Below are 16,504 nucleotides of genomic sequence, written 5' to 3'. Positions count from 1 at the left end.
AGCTGCGCTCTCGCCCCGCCGCCGCCATGCTGCTAGCGTAGTGCCATGACGCAGCAGCATCTCTATCTGGTCGACGGCTCCAGCTTCATCTTCCGCGCCTATCATCGGCTGCCGCCGCTGACAGACCCGCAGGGCATGCCGGTGGGCGCCGTCTATGGCTTCACGGCGATGCTGTGGAAGCTGATTGCCGACTTGAACAAGGCGGAGGCGCCGACTCATCTTGCCGTCGTGCTCGATGCCGGCAGCCACACCTTCCGCAACGACATGTATGATGGCTACAAGGCCAACCGCCCCCCGGCGCCGGAGGACCTGATCCCGCAGTTCCCGTTGATCCGCGATGCGGTGCGGGCCTTTTCGGTGCCCTGCTTCGAACAGGCTGGGGTGGAGGCGGACGACATCATCGCCAGTTACGCGGTGGCTGCCCGCGCCGCCGGTATGAATGTCACCATTGTCAGTTCCGACAAGGATCTGATGCAGTTGGTCGAACCCGGCATCAACATGCTCGACACGATGAAGAACCAGACCATCAACCGCGCTGAGGTGATCGAGAAATTTGGCGTACCGCCTGAACAGGTGGGCGAGGTGCTGGCGCTGATGGGCGACACGGCCGACAATATCCCTGGCGTGAAAGGTGTTGGCCCGAAAACCGCAGCGGAGCTGATCAGTGAATATGGCAGCGTGGAAGGCGTGATTGCCAACATCGAGGCGATCAGGAAGCCCAAGCTGAAGGAGACGCTGGCGGCCTCGGTTGAAATGGCCCGGCTGTCGCGCGAACTGGTGCGCCTGAAGGATGACCTGCCGCTGCCAGCACCGCTGGACGAACTCACGTTGAAGGAACCGCCGCACGAGCCCTTGGCGGCCTTCCTGAAAAAACACGGCTTCCGTGCCATGCTGGCCAAGCTGGGCAGCAGCGGCTCCAATGGTCCGGCGCCGAACACACATCGCCCGTCGACCGCCGCCGCAGTGGAGGACGAGATCGCCTTCACCCACGCCGATTACGAGACAGTGACGACCTTGGAGCGGCTGGACTGGTGGATTGCCGAGGCGACGCGGCTGGGTGCGGTGGCCGTGGATACCGAAACCACCGGCACCGATCAGATGCGCTGTGATCTGGTCGGCATCAGCCTGAGCGTTGCGCCAGGCAAGGCGTGCTACATCCCGGTAGCGCACGGCACCGGCGACGGCATGTTCGCCGAGCGGCCGCCGCAGCTGGGCCTGGCCGAGACCATTGCCCGTCTGAACCCGCTGTTTGCTGATCCGGCTGTGCTGAAGATCGGTCAGAATCTGAAATATGATCTGATCGTCTTGGCTCGCCACGGCGTGCCGGTGCTCAGCCCCTATGATGACACCATGCTGCTGTCCTACGCGCTCGATGCCGGGCGCTGGAACCATGGCATGGACGATCTGTCCGCACGCCATCTTGGTCACACGCCGATTGCCTACAAGGATGTCGCCAAGGGGCTGAAAAGCTTTGCCGAAGTCGATCTGCGCAAGGCGACCGACTATGCCGCCGAGGATGCCGATGTTACCTTCCGGCTGTGGCAAGGCTTCCGCCGCCGGCTGTGGAAGGAGCAAGTGACGGCCATCCATGAACAGGTCGATCGCCCGCTGCTGCCGGTGATCGCGCAGATGGAAATGGCCGGCATCAAGGTGGACCGGGCCGAACTGGCGCGGCTGTCCGCGCTGTATGAAGTTGAGATCAGCCGGCTGGAACTAGAGATCCACGAACTGGCCGGCGGGCCGTTCACCATCGGCAGCCCCAAGCAATTGGGCGAAATCCTTTTCGACAAGATGGGTTACAAGGGCGGCAAGAAAAGCGGCAAGACCGGCGCCTGGACCACCGATGCCAGCGAACTGGAGCGGCTGGCCGAGGAAGGCGCGCCGATCGCCCAGAAGGTGCTGGACTGGCGCCAGCATTCGAAGCTGAAATCGACCTATACCGACGCGCTGCAGCAGCAGATCAACCCGACCACAGACCGGGTGCACACCAACTTCCATCTCGCTGCCACATCAACCGGGCGGCTGAGTTCCAATGATCCCAATCTGCAGAATATCCCGATCCGCACCGAACTGGGCCGGCGCATCCGTCATGCCTTCGTGGCTTCGCCGGGCAATGTGATCATGGCGGCGGATTACAACCAGATCGAACTGCGGCTGGTCGCCCACATCGCCGACGTGCCGGAACTGAAGGAGGTTTATGCGGCGAACGAGGACGTGCACGCGCTCACCGCCAAGGAAGTCTTTGGCCATGTTGATCGCGACACCCGCGCGCGGGCCAAGACGATCAACTTCTCCATCATCTATGGCATTTCCGCTTTTGGCCTGGCGGCGCGGCTGGGCATCGATCGTAGCGAGGCGGCGCGCTATATCGAGCTCTACTTCAGCCGCTTCCCCGGCATCCGCAACTACATGGCTGAAACGATTGCGTTCGCGAAGGACCAGGGTTTTGTCACCACCCTGTTTGGCCGCAAGTGCCACGCACCGCTGATCCTCTCCAAGAACCAGGGTGAACGCCAGTTCGCCGAGCGCGCCGTCGTCAACGCCCGCGTGCAGGGCACGGCGGCCGACATCATCAAGCGTGCGATGGTGCAGATGCCGGGCGCGCTGGCCGAGGCGGGGTTGCCGGGCACGAAGATGCTGCTGCAGGTGCATGATGAACTGGTGTTCGAAGTGCCGGAAGCCGAGGTGGACCCCGCCAAGTCGGTGATCCGCGCCGTCATGGCCAACGCCCACCGGCCGCTGGTGGATCTTTCGGTGCCGCTCGGCGTCGAGATCGGCCATGGCGCGTCGTGGGGGGATGCGCACTAGGGCAGGATCAACCCCTTCGCCCGCAACCACTCCAGCATGGCCGTGTTCACCGGCACGGGCGCTTCCTGCTGCACCCAGTGCGACACGTTCGGGAAGCGCACCAGCGTGAAATCCTTGACGTGTGGGCCATAGCCTTCGGTCAGCTTGATATCGAGCGCGGTGTCCTCCTCGCCCCACAGCATCAGGGTGGGCACGTCGATGGGTAGGCTCGTCTCTTCCAGGATCTTCAGATTGGCGCGGTAATAGTTGATCATCGCCGTCAGCGCGCCGGGGATCAGGGCGTTCTTGCGATATTCCTCAAGCACGTGCGGCGGGAAGGCGCCCTTATCGATCGCCATGTTCAGGAAGGCCTTGGCAATGCCATCGGCGCGGTTCTGGCGGAGCAGAAATTCCGGCAGCCACGGAATCTGGAAGAAGGCGACATACCAGCTTTTCAATTGCTGCGGCCGACAGTGGCTGATCAGTTCGCCGAACACGGTGGGGTGCGGCACGTTCATGACGATCAGGCCGTCCAGATCAACCGCCCGCCGCATCGCCACCACCCAGGCGATCACCGCGCCCCAATCATGCGCCACCAGCAATTTGCGGCGCGGTTTCAGGGCGTCGAACATCCCCACCACATCATCGACGAGATGATCGATGTGATACGCCGCCTTTCCGGTGGGCCGGCTCGACTGGCCATAACCGCGCAAGTCCGGCGCCACCGCCCGCCAGCCTTGGGCTGCAAGGAACGGCAACTGGTAACGCCACGAAAAGCGCGATTCCGGGAAGCCGTGCAGGCACAGCGCCACATCATCGCCGTCGCCGGCGACATCGCAGGCGAAGTCCAGTCCGTTGGCCTTGAGGATCACGCGTTATGGTTCAGCTTGAGGCCCGGCCGCGGCCAACGGCACTTGGCGAGCTTGCCAGTCGTGGACAGGCAGACCCAGGCATCCATCATGTCCGCCCCGCCAAAGCAGATGTTGGTGGTGAGCAGATCGGGGAAAGGGAAAAACTCCTGCCCGCCGGTCACCGGATCGATGCTGGTGATGCCGGCGCTTTCGATCAGGGTGGCCTGCGCGATGTTGCCATTGGCTTCGATGGCGAGCGAATCGAGATAGGTCTTGTTGGCCCAGGTCGTCACGAAGCGGCCCGGCACGGCGGGCAGCGGTTCGGGTGCCAGCACGCCGGGGGAGACGATGTCGAAGCCCAGCACCACCCGCCGGCTGGTGGAGGCGGCATAAACCGTCTTGCCATCGGGGCTGAGTCCCACCCCGTTCAGATCGGGCCCGTGGATGAGGCGGGTGATCTTCGAACCATCGGGCAGGGCATAGAACAGCCCGCCGGCATCAGTGGAATGATCGAAATGCTTGCCCAGATCGGTGAAGTAGAAACCGCCGTGGGCATCGAAGACGATATCGTTGGGGCCGGACAATTTGTGCCCGTCGCAGCCGTCATACAGGCGGGTCACGGCGCCGGTGGCGATGTCGATCCGCTCGATGCGGCCGGTGGTGTAATCGCTGGCGGCATTGCCGGGCAGCAGAATGCCATCCTGTTCATACCATTCAAAGCCGCCGTTGTTGCACACATACAGCGCGCCATCCGGGCCGATCGCCATGCCGTTGGGGCCGCCGCCGGGCGTGGCCACCGTCTCCTTGCGGCCATCGGGGTGGATGCGCGTGATGCGGCCGGGGCGGATTTCCACCACCAGCACCGAACCATCGGCCATCGCCACTGGTCCTTCCGGAAAGCCGAGCCCTTCGGCGATGATCTCGTGTGGATAGAAACCGGTCATGTGCATCCTCCCCAAGGCAATACGGCCATGGTGGCGCGGCTGGCAGACAAGCGCAATCATCGCAAATGGAGAGGGCTTCAGTCTATCTTAACCCAAATCGGCCCATCGTCTGAGCAAGGGAGTGTGCTGCGATGGGGCAAGAAACGGTGATCGGTGAAGTGGTGGGGGTTACGGCCGGCCAACTTCGCCTGGCGGTCGATATCGCCGCCACCAGCAGCCTGAAGGACAATCCCGACGTGGTGATCGCGTCGGCGGGCATGCTGGGCAGCCTGATCAAGGTGGAATCGGGCGGGCGCTGGGTGGTTGCCACGCTGCGCGGCATCACCTGGCAAGACAATGTCGCCATCGCCGAGGTTGATCTGGTGGGCGAAGCCGGCATGACTGGTGATCGCAGCATTACTGGCTTCAGCCGCGGGGTGGGCACCTATCCGCGTGCCGGCAGCCTGGCCTATCCGATGACCAGCGCAGAATCGGCCCGCGTCTTTTCCGGTGAAGATCGCCCGCACATCCAGATCGGCGTTGTCTATCCAACCACCAGCGTGCGCGCCGCGATCTATTTCGATACGTTCCTTTCGAAGAATTTCGCGATCGTCGGCTCCACCGGCACCGGCAAATCCACCGGCACCGCGCTGATCCTGCACCGCATCATCGAAAAGGCCCCGGAAGGCCATGTCGTGATGATCGATCCGCACGGCGAATATGCCAAGGCGTTCGAGGATACCGGCATGGTGTTCAACGTCGACAATCTGGAACTGCCCTACTGGTTGCTCAACCTTGAAGAACATTGCGAGGTGCTGTTGACCAGCGAAGGCGCCGCCCGCGACATGGACCGCGATATCCTGGCGCGTTGCCTGCAGATGGCGCGGGCCAAATCGGTCTATGCGCAGGGGTTGGCCGCCGTGACCACCGATACGCCGATCCCCTATCTTCTCTCGGTTCTGGTTGACACGCTGCAATCGGAAATGGGCAAGATGGCCGAAAATCAGAATGCCACCAATTATATGCGGATCCGGGGCAAGCTGGATCAGGTGATGCGCGATCCGCGCCAGCAGTTCATGTTCGATCGCAAATTTGCCCACGACAGTATGGCCGAATTCATGGCGCGCATGTTGCGGCTGCCAGTGGACGGCCGGCCGATCTCCGTCATCGATCTGTCAGGCGTGCCGATCAGCATCGTTTCGGCGGTGGTTTCGGTGCTCAGCCGCATTGTCTTCGATTTTGCCGTCTGGTCCCGCGGGGAGCGCAAGCGGCCGGTGGTGCTGATCTGCGAGGAAGCCCATCGGTACATCCCCAACCGCACTATTTCCCGCACCAGCCCGGTGCGCGACGTTTTGGAACGCATCGCCAAGGAAGGCCGCAAATATGGCGTGTCGCTGGGCCTTGTCACGCAGCGCCCGTCCGACCTGGCCGAAGGTGCACTGTCGCAGTGCGGCACCATCATTTCGCTCCGGCTCAACAACGAACGCGACCAGGATTTCGTGAAGGCGGCGCTGCCCGAAGGCGGCCGCAGCCTGCTGGAAGCCATCCCGGCGCTGCGCAACCGCGAATGCATCATTTCAGGCGAAGGCGTGCCCGCGCCGATCCGCGTGCGGCTGGATGAACTGGAAGCGGCGAAGCGGCCAATGAGCGACGACCCGGTGTTCAGCGAACTGTGGGTGAAGACCGGCGATGACAGCGATATGCTGAACCGCGTGATCGCGCGCTGGCGGGCGAACGTGCGATAAGCGCGGCCGGCGGCGGAGCCGCCGAGTCCGCTGAGTTCGTCAACAAGGAAGGAAGAAAGAAGTACGTGGCAAAGCCACGCCGTCGGACGAGTCAAAAAAGGCGGCCTGTCGGGGCCGCCTTTTTCGCTCGCCGTCCGGGCTTGCCGGAGTCCGTGTCTATCGCTGCGCGATAGCCACTGGCCCGGCTACGCCGCGAATTGGTTCATGGTGTTGTGCGCACCACCAGCCTTCAACGCCGCCTCCCCAGCAAAATATTCCTTGTGGTCATCGCCAATGTCGGACCCCGACATGTTCTGGTGCTTCACGCAGGCGATGCCCTGCCGGATCTCGGCGCGTTGCACGTTCTTCACATAACCCAGCATGCCGGCGTCGCCGAAATATTCCTTCGCCAGATTGTCGGTGGACAGGGCGGCGGTGTGATAGGTCGGCAGCGTGATCAGGTGGTGGAAGATGCCGGCCTGGGCGGCGGCATCGCGCTGGAAGGTGCGGATGCGCTCGTCGGCTTCCTGCGCCAGTTCGCTGCCATCATAATCGACGCTCATCAACCGGGCGCGATCATAGGCGCTCACGTCCTTGCCGGCCGCAACATAGGCATCATAGACCTGCTGGCGGAAATTCAGCGTCCAGTTGAAGCTGGGGCTGTTGTTGTAGACCAGCTTGGCGGTCGGGATAACGTCGCGGATGCGGTTCACCATTCCGGCGATCTGGCCGATGTGCGGCTTTTCCGTTTCGATCCACAACAGGTCAGCACCGTTCTGCAGGCTGTTGATGCAGTCGAGCACGCAGCGGTCTTCGCCTGAACCGACGCGGAACTGGAACAGGTTTGATGCCAGCCGCTTCGGCCGCAGCAGCTTACCGTTGCGGCTGATCACCACGTCGCCGTTGCCCACCTGGCCCACGTCGATCTCCTCGCAATCGAGGAAGCTGTTGTACTGGTCGCCGATGTCGCCCGGTTCACGACTGAAGGCGATCTGCTTGGTAAGGCCCGCGCCCAGGCTGTCGGTGCGGGCGACGATGATGCCGTCTTCCACGCCCAGTTCCAGGAAGGCGTAACGGATAGCGCGGATCTTGGCGACGAAATCCTCGTGCGGCACGGTCACTTTGCCGTCCTGGTGGCCACACTGCTTTTCATCGGAAACCTGGTTCTCGATCTGCAGGGCGCAGGCGCCGGCCTCGATCATTTTCTTGGCCAGCAGATAGGTGGCTTCTGCGTTTCCGAAGCCGGCATCGATGTCGGCGATGATCGGCACCACGTGGGTCTGGAAATTGTCGATCTGGTTTTCGACGGCCTTGGCCTTGACCGCGTCCCCGGCGGCGCGCGCGGCATCGAGATCGCGGAACAGGCCGCCCAGTTCGCGGGCATCGGCCTGGCGCAGGAAGGTGTAGAGCTCCTCGATCAGCGCCGGCACGCTGGTCTTTTCGTGCATCGACTGGTCGGGCAGCGGGCCGAATTCGCTGCGCAGGGCGGCGATCATCCAGCCCGAAAGATAGAGGTAGCGCTTGTCGGTGGTGCCGAAATGCTTCTTGATCGAGATCAGCTTCTGTTGGCCGATGAAACCGTGCCAGCAGCCCAGCGACTGGGTGTAGCTGGCGGGATCGGCATCATAGGCGGCCATATCGCGGCGCATGATCGCGGCGGTGTAACGCGCGATTTCGAGGCCGGACTGGAAACGGTTCTGCAGCCGCATGCGGGCAACGCTTTCGGCGCTGATCGATTCCCAGCCGGACTTGCCATTGACGGCGGCCGCGGCGGCCTGGACTTGCGATTGATAGCTCATGGCCACTCCTTTGCACGGGCAATTGGCAGGGTTTGGGGCGGCCCTGCCGGTAAAACTTGTCAACGCCCTGCGCTTGGGCTAACGCCCGGTCAACCCGATTCAGTCAAAGAATCGTGTGTAAATGTCTCTACTTCTCTCCTATTGACTGTGAAATTGTAAAAATCTTGACAGAAATTCCTGCCTCTGCTGCCGCTGTTGAACTGCCCGAAACCTTGGGCAATGGGCGGAAGATCTTTGCCGGCGCACGGGTCCGCCGCCTGCGGACCCAGCGCAGCCTCACGCAGACGCGTATGGCCAATGATCTCGGCGTTTCAATATCTTATCTCAACCTGATCGAGCGCGACCAGCGCCCGCTGTCGGCCAGTTTCTTGCTCAAGCTGGCGCAGAATTATGATCTCGATATCCGCAGCCTGACTGGGAACGACGAAGGTGAGCTTGTTGACGACTTGTCAAAGCTGTTCACCGATCCCCGCCTGATCGGCATCGACGTGCCGCGCAGCGAGCTGCGCGACCTGGCGGCCCGCGCGCCCGCCATCGCCCATGCGCTGCTGCGCCTGGCGGCAGCCACGCCGGCAACCGGGCCGGAGCCGCCACCACCCGGCCCGATCGCGACCGTCACTCGGATGATCGACGCGGCCGGCAATCATTTCCCCGCGCTTGATGAGGCCGCCGAGAAGCTGGCCGACGATCTGCGCCTGTCCGGCTCCGATCTCAATGCAGCCGTGGTGGAACGATTGCGCGCCCGCCACGCCATCACCGTGCGCGCCCTGCCGCTGGAGGTGATGCCCGGCCATTTGCGCCGGCTTGATCTCCATTCGCGCCAGCTGCAATTGTCGGAATCGCTGGACGCCGCCAGTCGTGGCTTTGCCGCCGCCGTGCAGCTGGTGCTGATCGAACTGAAGGCCGAGATTGTAGCGACCATCGCTGGCGCCGGGATCGCGGACCCACTTGATGTGCGCGCCGCCACGGTCGCCATGGCCAAATATGCCGCCGCCGCCACGCTGATGCCCTATACCCGCTTCCTCGCCGCCTGCGAGGCGACCGACTATGACGTTGAATTGCTGCAGGCGCGTTTCGGTCGCGGGTTGGAACAAGTGGCGCATCGGCTCACCACCCTGCATCGCCCTGGCGCGCGCGGCGTGCCCTTCTTCTTCCTACGGGTCGACCGCGCCGGCACCGTTTCCAAGCGCTTTGCTCCCGGTGCCTCACCGCTCCCGGTGACGGGCGGCTGCGCGCTCTGGCATGTCTATCACGCCTTTGATCGGCCCGGCGAAATCCGCCGCCAACTGGTCGAGCTGGAAGATGGCCAGCGCTTCCTCACGCTGGCGCGCACCATCCGCACCGCCGCCCTGCCCTGGGGGGTGCCGCGCCCGGGCTTTGCCATCGGCATCGGCTGCGACGTCGCCCATGCGTCTTCACTCTCGTGGAACGCCGGCGTCGAACTCAATGGCCCGGCCACACCGATCGGCCCTGGCTGCGCCGCCTGCCACCGCGCCGCCTGTCGCCAGCGCGGCGCGCCCCCGGCCGGTGCCCATCTCGCCTTCGACGAGCGCCAGCGCGTGCTCACACCCTTCCGCTTTACCGATGAATGAAAGGCCTGCCATGACCACCAATCCCGCCCTGCAGGGTGTCGAGATCAAGGGCGCCATGCAGCCCGGTTACGAGACCATCCTCACCCCAGAGGCGCTGGCCTTCGTTGCCCAGCTGCACCGCATGTACAATCCGACCCGGCTGGCCCTGCTGCGCGCGCGGGATCAGCGGCAGGCGTGGATCAACGAGGAAGGCTTCATCGGCTTTGCGCCCGAATATTCGTCGATCCGTGATGATCGCAGCTGGCAGGTGCGCCCTGCCCCGGCCGATCTGGCCGATCGCCGCGTCGAGATCACCGGGCCGTGCGACCGCAAGATGGTGATCAACGCCCTCAACAGCGGCGCGCACTGTTTCATGGCCTGCCTGGAAGATGCCTCGGCACCGACGTGGGACGTGATGGTGCAAGGCCAGGTCAATCTGCGCGACGCCGCTGCCGGCACGATCAGCCTTGAGGACAAGGGCAAGAGCTACAAGCTGAACGACAAGACCGCCGTCCTCATCTGCCGTCCGCGTGGCTGGCATCTGGATGAAGCGCACATGATCGTCGATGGCGAGCGCGTGGCGGGCGCCATCTTCGATTTCAGCCTCTATTTCTTCCACAACGCCAAGGCCTTGCTGGCCAAGGGCAGCGGCCCCTATTTCTACTTGCCCAAGCTGGAGCACAGCCTGGAAGCGCGGCTGTGGAACAATGTCTTCATCACCGCCCAGTCGATGCTGAATCTGCCGCTGGGCACCATCCGCGCCACGGTGCTGATCGAAACCCTGCCGGGCGCGTTCATGGCAGAGGAGATCCTCTATGAACTCAAGGATCACATCACCGCGCTGAACTGCGGCCGCTGGGATTATATCTTCAGCTATATCAAGACCTTCCAGAACGACGCAACCAAGCTGCTGCCTGATCGCGCCGCTGTAACGATGAAGGTGCCGTTCATGGCCGCCTATGCCGCGCACGTGGTGCGGGTGTGCCACCGCCGCGGCGCCCACGCGATGGGCGGCATGAGCGCCTTCATCCCGGTGAAGGACGATGAAGCTGCCAATGAAGCGGCGTTCGCTGCCGTGCGCGCCGATAAGGAGCGTGAAGCCACGCTGGGTCACGATGGCACCTGGGTTGCCCACCCCGGCCTGGTCGGCGTGGCGCGCGAGGTGTTCGACCGGCTGATGCCGACGCCGAACCAGCTCAATGTCATCCCGCAAGGCGAGGCCACCATGGCTGATCTGGTGACGCCGCCTGAGGGCCCGCGCACGCTCGCCGGCCTCACCAACAACATCAATGTCGGCATCGGCTATGTCGCGGCCTGGCTGCGCGGGCAGGGCGCGGTGCCGCTGCACAATCTGATGGAAGATGCTGCCACCGCCGAAATCAGCCGCACGCAATTGTGGCAATGGCGCAAGGCCGGCGCCACGCTCGATAGCTGCGAGGCGGTCGACGCCGCGCTGATCACCCGTGTCACCGAGGAGCAGTTGGCCGCCTGGAAGGCGCAGGTGGGCGACAATTTCTTCGCCGCCGGCAAATACAAGGAAGCGGCCGATCTGTTCCGCACGCTGGTGCTGGCCGACCGGCTGGAGCCATTCCTGACCAACCCGGCTTACGAGTTTTACTTCGCGAAATGAGTGACGCTGGCCCCTCCTGACCAGGAGGGGCCACAGCGCCTATTGCTCGCGCATGCCACCCTTCGGTGCTGGCACACCCATCTCGGCCACCATCGCCGGCGTCACTTTGTCTTTGTATTTGTTGCCGAAATTGCTGCGAACATAGTTGATCACGTCGGAAATCTGCTGATCGGTCAGCGCGCCACGGAACCACGGCATGGCGTTCTTGCCGCCGGTCACCACCATGATCGGATAGCCGGCAGCCTCCAGTGCCCCATTCTTCGCCAGCGCCGGAATCTTGCCGGCGCCTTCGCCGCCCAACGCGTTGGCCATATGGCAGGCCTGGCAGATATTCTGATAAACCTCGGCTCCCGGGTGCGGCGCCGGTGCCGGCTTGGCTGGCTTCTGGGCCAACGCCGGGCTGGCGATCAGAACGGCGGCAAACAGAACGAAACGCATTGATCAGGCCTCCAGGGCTCGGCTGTGCAGGCGGGTGACGGCATCGAGCGACGACAGGATCGCGCCCTCCATCCAGCAGCCGATATAGCTGGCATGTTCGCCGGCCAGCACCAGCCGGTTATCGACAGCAACCAGCGTCTGATAATGTTCCTTGCGGGTATCCTCGTTCCACTGAGCGCAGCAGCCCAGAGTGAACGGCACCCGGCTCCACGCCACGGTGGCGCCGCCGATGAATTCTTCCTTGTAGCGGCCGGGATGGAACACACTGCCCTGTTCGAGCGCGCGTTGGATGCGTTCTTCGGGCGTCATGCCGGCAAATTTGTAGCTGGCCGGGCCGAATGTGTAAGCACCCAGGATCACCGCCGGGCCATCGCTGTGCAGCTTGCCCGACGGATAGGAGATCATGCTGATCTCGCGGTCGGTGAAGCTGATGCCGCCATAGATTGCCTCTTCCTCTTCCCAGAAGCGGCGCTTGAATTCGAGGCCGACCTTCACGGAATTGGAATAAGGCACGGCGTGGATCGCGGCATCGAGGCCGGGTGAGCAATCGACATCGATCTGGCTCAACACCGACAGCGGGATGGTGCAGACGCAATAATCGGCTTCGGTGGTGCTGGTGACGCCGCTGCCGGTATCCGTGTGCATCACCGTCACCTTGCCGCCTTGCTGGCTGATGCTGGTGACCTTCTGGTTGTACCTGATCTTGCCTTCGACCTGTTTGGCAAAGCCGCGGCCGATCATGCCCATGCCGCCCACCGGCTGGAACATCGCATGCTGGTGATCGATGTTCATGTGCTGGGCAACGGTGCGCCAGATGCCAGAAGCAAGGATATCCTTGAAGGCATGGGGATCAGACGGGATGGGCTCGCCGAGCACGCCGCCGCCCTGCGCGCGCTCAAAACCGCGCCGGCGCGACGAACGATAGTTCTTGGAATATTTGAAATTCTGATCCAGCGCGCCCCATTCGCGCAGCGCGATGCGCAGGCGATCGGCGTCTTCCTTGGTCATCACCGAATCAAGGCCGCGATTGTCGATGGCCTTGGCCAGCAGTTCGGCAACATTGCCATCCCAATCGGCGTGCAGCTCGCGATAACGCATCGGCTTGCCGCCGAAGGCCTTGGCCGAATGCACCAGCGCCTGTTGATTCATCTGGATGAACGGTTCCAGCGCCACGCCGAACGTCTTGCAATAATGCAGCAGGGCGCGGTGGTGATAGGGAATGCGCCATGGGCCGGGGTTGAGATAATTGCCTTCGGAAAAGCCCACTTTCTGCGTGGCGCCGCCCAATTCGGTATAGGTGTCCCCGCCATAGAGCGACCAGTTCCGGCCACCAGGACGGTTGTTGTATTCAAGGATCTGAACGTCATAGCCTGCCTTGGCCAGTTCATAGGCGGCCAGCATGCCGGCCAGACCGGCGCCCAGCACGACCACCTTCGTTCCCGGCCGCGCGCCCTGCAGATTGGGCGGCCCAGCAAACTGGGTTTCCTTGGCATGGCCCAGCACTTCCATCGCCTGATAGAGTACGGCCGTGCCCGCCATTATGCCGATCGCGCGCAACACCTCGCGGCGCGTCGGACCCTGTTCAGCCCAGTTCATCAGACCCTGCTTCCCCCTTGTGTGCTGCTACCTGCGACTCTGGCAGGCGTGAAGCCGGCTGACCAGCGCATATGACGATTTCCGGGTTCGATGCGCTCTCACCCCGGCTGTCGATAGTGGCGAAATGACGGGGTTTTCAGACCGCTTGTCCGCCCTGCCGCCGTGGCCTCAATAATCGCTGCCGCCGAAATCACCCTCGGCGCGGTCGGCGAACTTGGTAAACTGCTTGATGAAGGTCAGCGGTACCGTGCCGGTGGAGCCGTGGCGCTGCTTGGCGATGATCACTTCAGCCAAGCCAAAGATTTTTTCCGCTTTCTCCCGCCACTTCATGTGCTTATCCGCCTCTTCGGGATCGGGCTGTTTCAGGCCATGATAATATTCCTCGCGATAGACGAACATCACGATGTCCGAATCCTGCTCGATGGTGCCGGATTCGCGCAAATCCGCCAGCTGCGGCCGCTTGTCCTCGCGGTTCTCGACCGCGCGGCTGAGCTGCGACAACGCGATCACCGGCACCTGCAATTCCTTGGCAAGGGTCTTCAGGCCGCGCGTGATCTCCGAGATTTCCTGCACGCGGTTGTCGCTGCCGCTGGCCTTGGAGCCGGTCAGGAGCTGGAGATAATCGACGACGATCAGCCCGATGCCATGCTGGCGCTTCAGCCGGCGGGCGCGGGTGCGCAGCGCGGCGATGGAGAGGCCCGGCGTATCGTCGATCCACAGCGGCAGCGCTGCGAGTTCGGTTGAGGCGCGGGCCAGCCGGGTGAAATCCTCGTCACTGATCTTGCCCATCCTCAGTGATTCGCCGTTCACTTCCGATTGTTCGGCGAGGATACGGGTGGCGAGCTGATCGGCCGACATTTCGAGGCTGAAGAAGGCAACCGGTGCGCCGGAGGATTTTTCCGCCTCGATGCCCTTCGCCTTGTCCTGAGAGAAGCGCTGGGCACAGGCAAAGGCGATGTTGGTGGCAAGGCTGGTTTTTCCCATCGCCGGGCGGCCGGCGAGGATCAGCAAGTCCGATTTGTGCAGGCCCCCCATCTTCTCATTCAGGCCGGTAAGGCCAGTCGTGTAGCCCGACAGATGCCCGCCCGACCGCTTGGCCCGGTCAGCCTGCGCGACGGCTTCGCGCGCAGCCTCGAGGAAGGTCTTGACCGTGCCTTGCACTTCGCCGGCTTCTGCGACCTTGTAGAGTGCCATTTCGGCCGCTTCGATCTGGGTGATCGGCGTGATGTCGCGGCTGGTGTCGCTGGCTTCTGTCACCATCTCACGGCCCACCCGGATCAGCTCGCGCAGCAAGGCAAGATCGTAGATTTGCTGGGCAAAATCCTTGGCCGCCAACAGCGCTGCACCATTCTGGGTGAGGCTGGCGAGATAGCCGGGGCCGCCCAGTTCGGCCATTGCCGGATCGGCTTCGAACATGGGCTTGAGGGTGACAGGCGTCGCCGCCATCGCCCGTGCCGACAAGGTGAGGATGGCGGCATAGATGCGGCCATGCAGCGGATCGGCGAAATGCTCCGCCTTGAGCTTGGTGATGACATCTTCCACCAGCCGGTTGTCGATCATCAACGCGCCGAGCAGGGCGGCTTCGGCTTCGAGATTTTGCGGCAAGGTCGCAGTCGCCGGGCCACCGTCAACAACACGAAGCGGGGTGATTGAAGGGGGAAGGCTGGCCATGCCCGCGTCATCGCGCAACGCCGCGGCAATGCCAAGGCGGCGCACAAATTTCGCGGTGGGCAGACCTGTGGACAAGCCGGGGATGGCGGGTGAACAAGTGGAGCCGCTTGCCGGGGCCTCCCACAATCGCGTAGAGCCGCGCCGTGAGCAACATTCCCGATTATCGTGGCCGTTCAGCGGCCCGCCTGGCCGCCGTGCAGGCCCTGTACCAGCTGGAGATGCGCGGCGAGACCGTGCCCAAGCTGCTGACTGAGTTCCACAACCACCGGCTGGGCCAGGAAATCGAAGGGGCAGAGTATCTTGCCGCCGATGAGCCCTTCTTCGACGACGTGGTCGCTGGCGTCGCCGCGCGTCAGGCCGAGCTGGATGAATTGATCAGCGGCGGGCTTGCCGAAGGCTGGTCGCTGAACCGGCTTGATCGGCCGATGCGGGCGCTGCTGCGGGCGGCGGTGTATGAGCTGGTGGCGCGGGCCGATGTGTCGGCAGCCACGGTGATCAACGAATATGTTGATGTCGCCCATGCCTTCCATGACGACAAGGAAGCCAAGTTCGTCAATGGTTTGCTGGATGCGGTCGCCCGCAAGGTGCGTGGCTGAGCGGGACTTCATCGCCCGCCTGATGGCGCCGCTGGCTGTGAGCCACGCCGCCCGTGGCCTTGCGGATGACGCCGCGGTATGGACCCCGCCGCTGGGCCGCAACCTGGTGTTTACGCACGACATATTGGCCGCCGGCGTCCACTATCTGCCCGGCGACCCGCCGTCCGATGTGGCGTGGAAACTGCTCGCGGTGAACCTTTCCGATCTGGCGGCGATGGCGGCCACGCCGGCCGGCGTGCTGCTGGGGCTGGGGCTTTCGGTGGCGGAGGACGAGGCCTGGCGCGAAGCCTTTGTGGCCGGGCTGGCCAGGGCATTGGAAACATTCAATGTTTCGCTGTGGGGTGGCGATACCGTTACCGGGCTGGACCGCGCTGTGCTGGGGCTGACGGCCGTCGGCTGGGTGGAACCGGGCAAGGCGCTTGGCCGGGGCGGCGCCCAGCCCGGCGACCTTCTCTATGTGTCGGGCACGATCGGCGATGCCGGGCTTGGGCTGGCCATCGCAGAAGGAAAAGCGCCATTTGACAAACAGTTGCTGAACCGCTTCCGTCGGCCCAACCCGCGTCTCGCGCTCGGCGCAACGCTGGGTGGGGTGGCGACGGCGGGGATGGATGTGTCCGATGGCCTGCTGATCGATGCCGAGCGTCTGGCAGCCGCCAGCGGCGTGGCGTTGGAGATTGATCTGGATGCTGTGCCGCTGTCCCGCCCGTCGGCTGGGCTTGATGATCTGCTGGCCCGGGTCACGGCCGGCGATGATTATGAACTGCTGTTTTCGCTGCCGCCCGGTGCCGGCCCGCTGCCGGCCGCTGCCGGCCCGGTGACGGCGGTTGGACGCGTGCTGCCGGGCGCTGGCGTCTCGCTGTTTCATGCCGGCGCGCCGGTTCCGCTGCCCACCCGGCTGGGCTGGGAGCACGGCTGAGC

The 16,504-nt window shown here is 63.7% G+C and carries 12 protein-coding genes; 6 read left to right on the top strand and 6 right to left on the bottom strand.

Translation table 11 applies throughout. The features are described 5' to 3' along the window. Positions 1-45: 45 nt before the first annotated feature. Entirely contained in the window at positions 46-2,808 is a 2,763-nt protein-coding gene (gene polA / locus G566_RS0104275; RefSeq protein WP_022679440.1) for a DNA polymerase I, read from the top strand. Here polA and G566_RS0104270 read toward each other — a convergent pair. Both G566_RS0104270 and G566_RS0104265 read right to left on the bottom strand, forming a co-directional pair. Further along, positions 2,805-3,659: an alpha/beta fold hydrolase gene (locus G566_RS0104270; protein ID WP_022679439.1), complete on the bottom strand. Its 855-nt coding sequence runs from the start codon at positions 3,657-3,659 to the stop codon at positions 2,805-2,807. The two genes, polA and G566_RS0104270, sit on opposite strands and share 4 nt — an antisense overlap. After that, the gene (locus G566_RS0104265; RefSeq protein ID WP_084706752.1) at positions 3,656-4,588 is read right to left on the bottom strand and encodes an SMP-30/gluconolactonase/LRE family protein; all 933 of its coding nucleotides are present in this window, start codon (positions 4,586-4,588) and stop codon (positions 3,656-3,658) included. The genes G566_RS0104270 and G566_RS0104265 overlap by 4 nt, the downstream gene beginning before the upstream one ends. 125 nt (positions 4,589-4,713) lie before the next feature. Here G566_RS0104265 and G566_RS0104260 point away from each other — a divergent pair, with 125 nt between their 5' ends. Then, positions 4,714-6,306, top strand: a complete 1,593-nt coding sequence (locus tag G566_RS0104260) for an ATP-binding protein (protein WP_022679437.1) — start codon at positions 4,714-4,716, stop codon at positions 6,304-6,306. Positions 6,307-6,491: 185 nt separating this feature from the next. Here the strand turns inward: G566_RS0104260 and G566_RS0104255 are convergent, their stop codons facing one another. Continuing rightward, positions 6,492-8,084, bottom strand: coding sequence for an isocitrate lyase (locus G566_RS0104255; protein WP_022679436.1), 1,593 nt, complete (start codon positions 8,082-8,084; stop codon positions 6,492-6,494). 164 nt (positions 8,085-8,248) lie between these two features. Here G566_RS0104255 and G566_RS0104250 point away from each other — a divergent pair, with 164 nt between their 5' ends. Continuing rightward, on the top strand, positions 8,249-9,676 hold the full coding sequence (locus G566_RS0104250) for a short-chain fatty acyl-CoA regulator family protein (protein WP_022679435.1): 1,428 nt from the start codon (positions 8,249-8,251) through the stop codon (positions 9,674-9,676). A gap of 10 nt (positions 9,677-9,686) precedes the next feature. Further along, positions 9,687-11,285: a malate synthase A gene (gene aceB, locus G566_RS0104245; protein ID WP_022679434.1), complete on the top strand. Its 1,599-nt coding sequence runs from the start codon at positions 9,687-9,689 to the stop codon at positions 11,283-11,285. Between the two features lie 39 nt (positions 11,286-11,324). Here the strand turns inward: aceB and G566_RS13465 are convergent, their stop codons facing one another. The 3 genes from G566_RS13465 to G566_RS0104230 form a co-directional block, all read right to left on the bottom strand. Beyond that, entirely contained in the window at positions 11,325-11,723 is a 399-nt protein-coding gene (locus G566_RS13465; RefSeq protein WP_022679433.1) for a c-type cytochrome, read from the bottom strand. 3 nt (positions 11,724-11,726) lie between these two features. Next, positions 11,727-13,319 carry a flavin monoamine oxidase family protein gene (locus tag G566_RS0104235; RefSeq protein ID WP_022679432.1) on the bottom strand — a complete coding sequence of 531 codons (1,593 nt, stop codon included), beginning with the start codon at positions 13,317-13,319 and terminating at the stop codon, positions 11,727-11,729. Between the two features lie 168 nt (positions 13,320-13,487). Beyond that, positions 13,488-14,990: a replicative DNA helicase gene (locus tag G566_RS0104230; protein WP_040605416.1), complete on the bottom strand. Its 1,503-nt coding sequence runs from the start codon at positions 14,988-14,990 to the stop codon at positions 13,488-13,490. A 143-nt stretch (positions 14,991-15,133) separates the two neighbouring features. Between G566_RS0104230 and nusB the strand changes: the two genes are divergently transcribed. Together nusB and thiL are read left to right on the top strand one after the other, a co-directional pair. After that, positions 15,134-15,586, top strand: coding sequence for a transcription antitermination factor NusB (nusB, locus tag G566_RS0104225; protein WP_022679430.1), 453 nt, complete (start codon positions 15,134-15,136; stop codon positions 15,584-15,586). Then, complete coding sequence (thiL, locus tag G566_RS0104220) at positions 15,579-16,502, top strand: thiamine-phosphate kinase (protein WP_022679429.1); 924 nt, start codon at positions 15,579-15,581, stop codon at positions 16,500-16,502. The genes nusB and thiL overlap by 8 nt, the downstream gene beginning before the upstream one ends. The last annotated feature ends 2 nt before the right edge of the window (positions 16,503-16,504 follow it).

Origin of the sequence: Sandarakinorhabdus limnophila DSM 17366 (genome assembly GCF_000420765.1) — a bacterium.
Lineage (GTDB): Bacteria > Pseudomonadota > Alphaproteobacteria > Sphingomonadales > Sphingomonadaceae > Sandarakinorhabdus > Sandarakinorhabdus limnophila.
The sequence above is the reverse complement of the archived record's forward strand: the minus strand, read 5'-3'. Positions and strand labels throughout refer to the sequence as shown.

What these genes read in the sequence shown, in the direction of transcription:
- G566_RS0104260 (WP_022679437.1), top strand. Translation starts at nt 4,714, where the DNA reads ATGGGGCAAGAAACGGTGATCGGTGAAGTGGTGGGGGTTACGGCCGGC.
- aceB (WP_022679434.1), top strand. Translation starts at nt 9,687, where the DNA reads ATGACCACCAATCCCGCCCTGCAGGGTGTCGAGATCAAGGGCGCCATG.
- polA (WP_022679440.1), top strand. Translation starts at nt 46, where the DNA reads ATGACGCAGCAGCATCTCTATCTGGTCGACGGCTCCAGCTTCATCTTC.
- G566_RS0104255 (WP_022679436.1), bottom strand. Translation starts at nt 8,084, where the DNA reads ATGAGCTATCAATCGCAAGTCCAGGCCGCCGCGGCCGCCGTCAATGGC.
- G566_RS0104265 (WP_084706752.1), bottom strand. Translation starts at nt 4,588, where the DNA reads ATGCACATGACCGGTTTCTATCCACACGAGATCATCGCCGAAGGGCTC.
- G566_RS13465 (WP_022679433.1), bottom strand. Translation starts at nt 11,723, where the DNA reads ATGCGTTTCGTTCTGTTTGCCGCCGTTCTGATCGCCAGCCCGGCGTTG.
- G566_RS0104230 (WP_040605416.1), bottom strand. Translation starts at nt 14,990, where the DNA reads ATGGCCAGCCTTCCCCCTTCAATCACCCCGCTTCGTGTTGTTGACGGT.
- G566_RS0104235 (WP_022679432.1), bottom strand. Translation starts at nt 13,319, where the DNA reads ATGAACTGGGCTGAACAGGGTCCGACGCGCCGCGAGGTGTTGCGCGCG.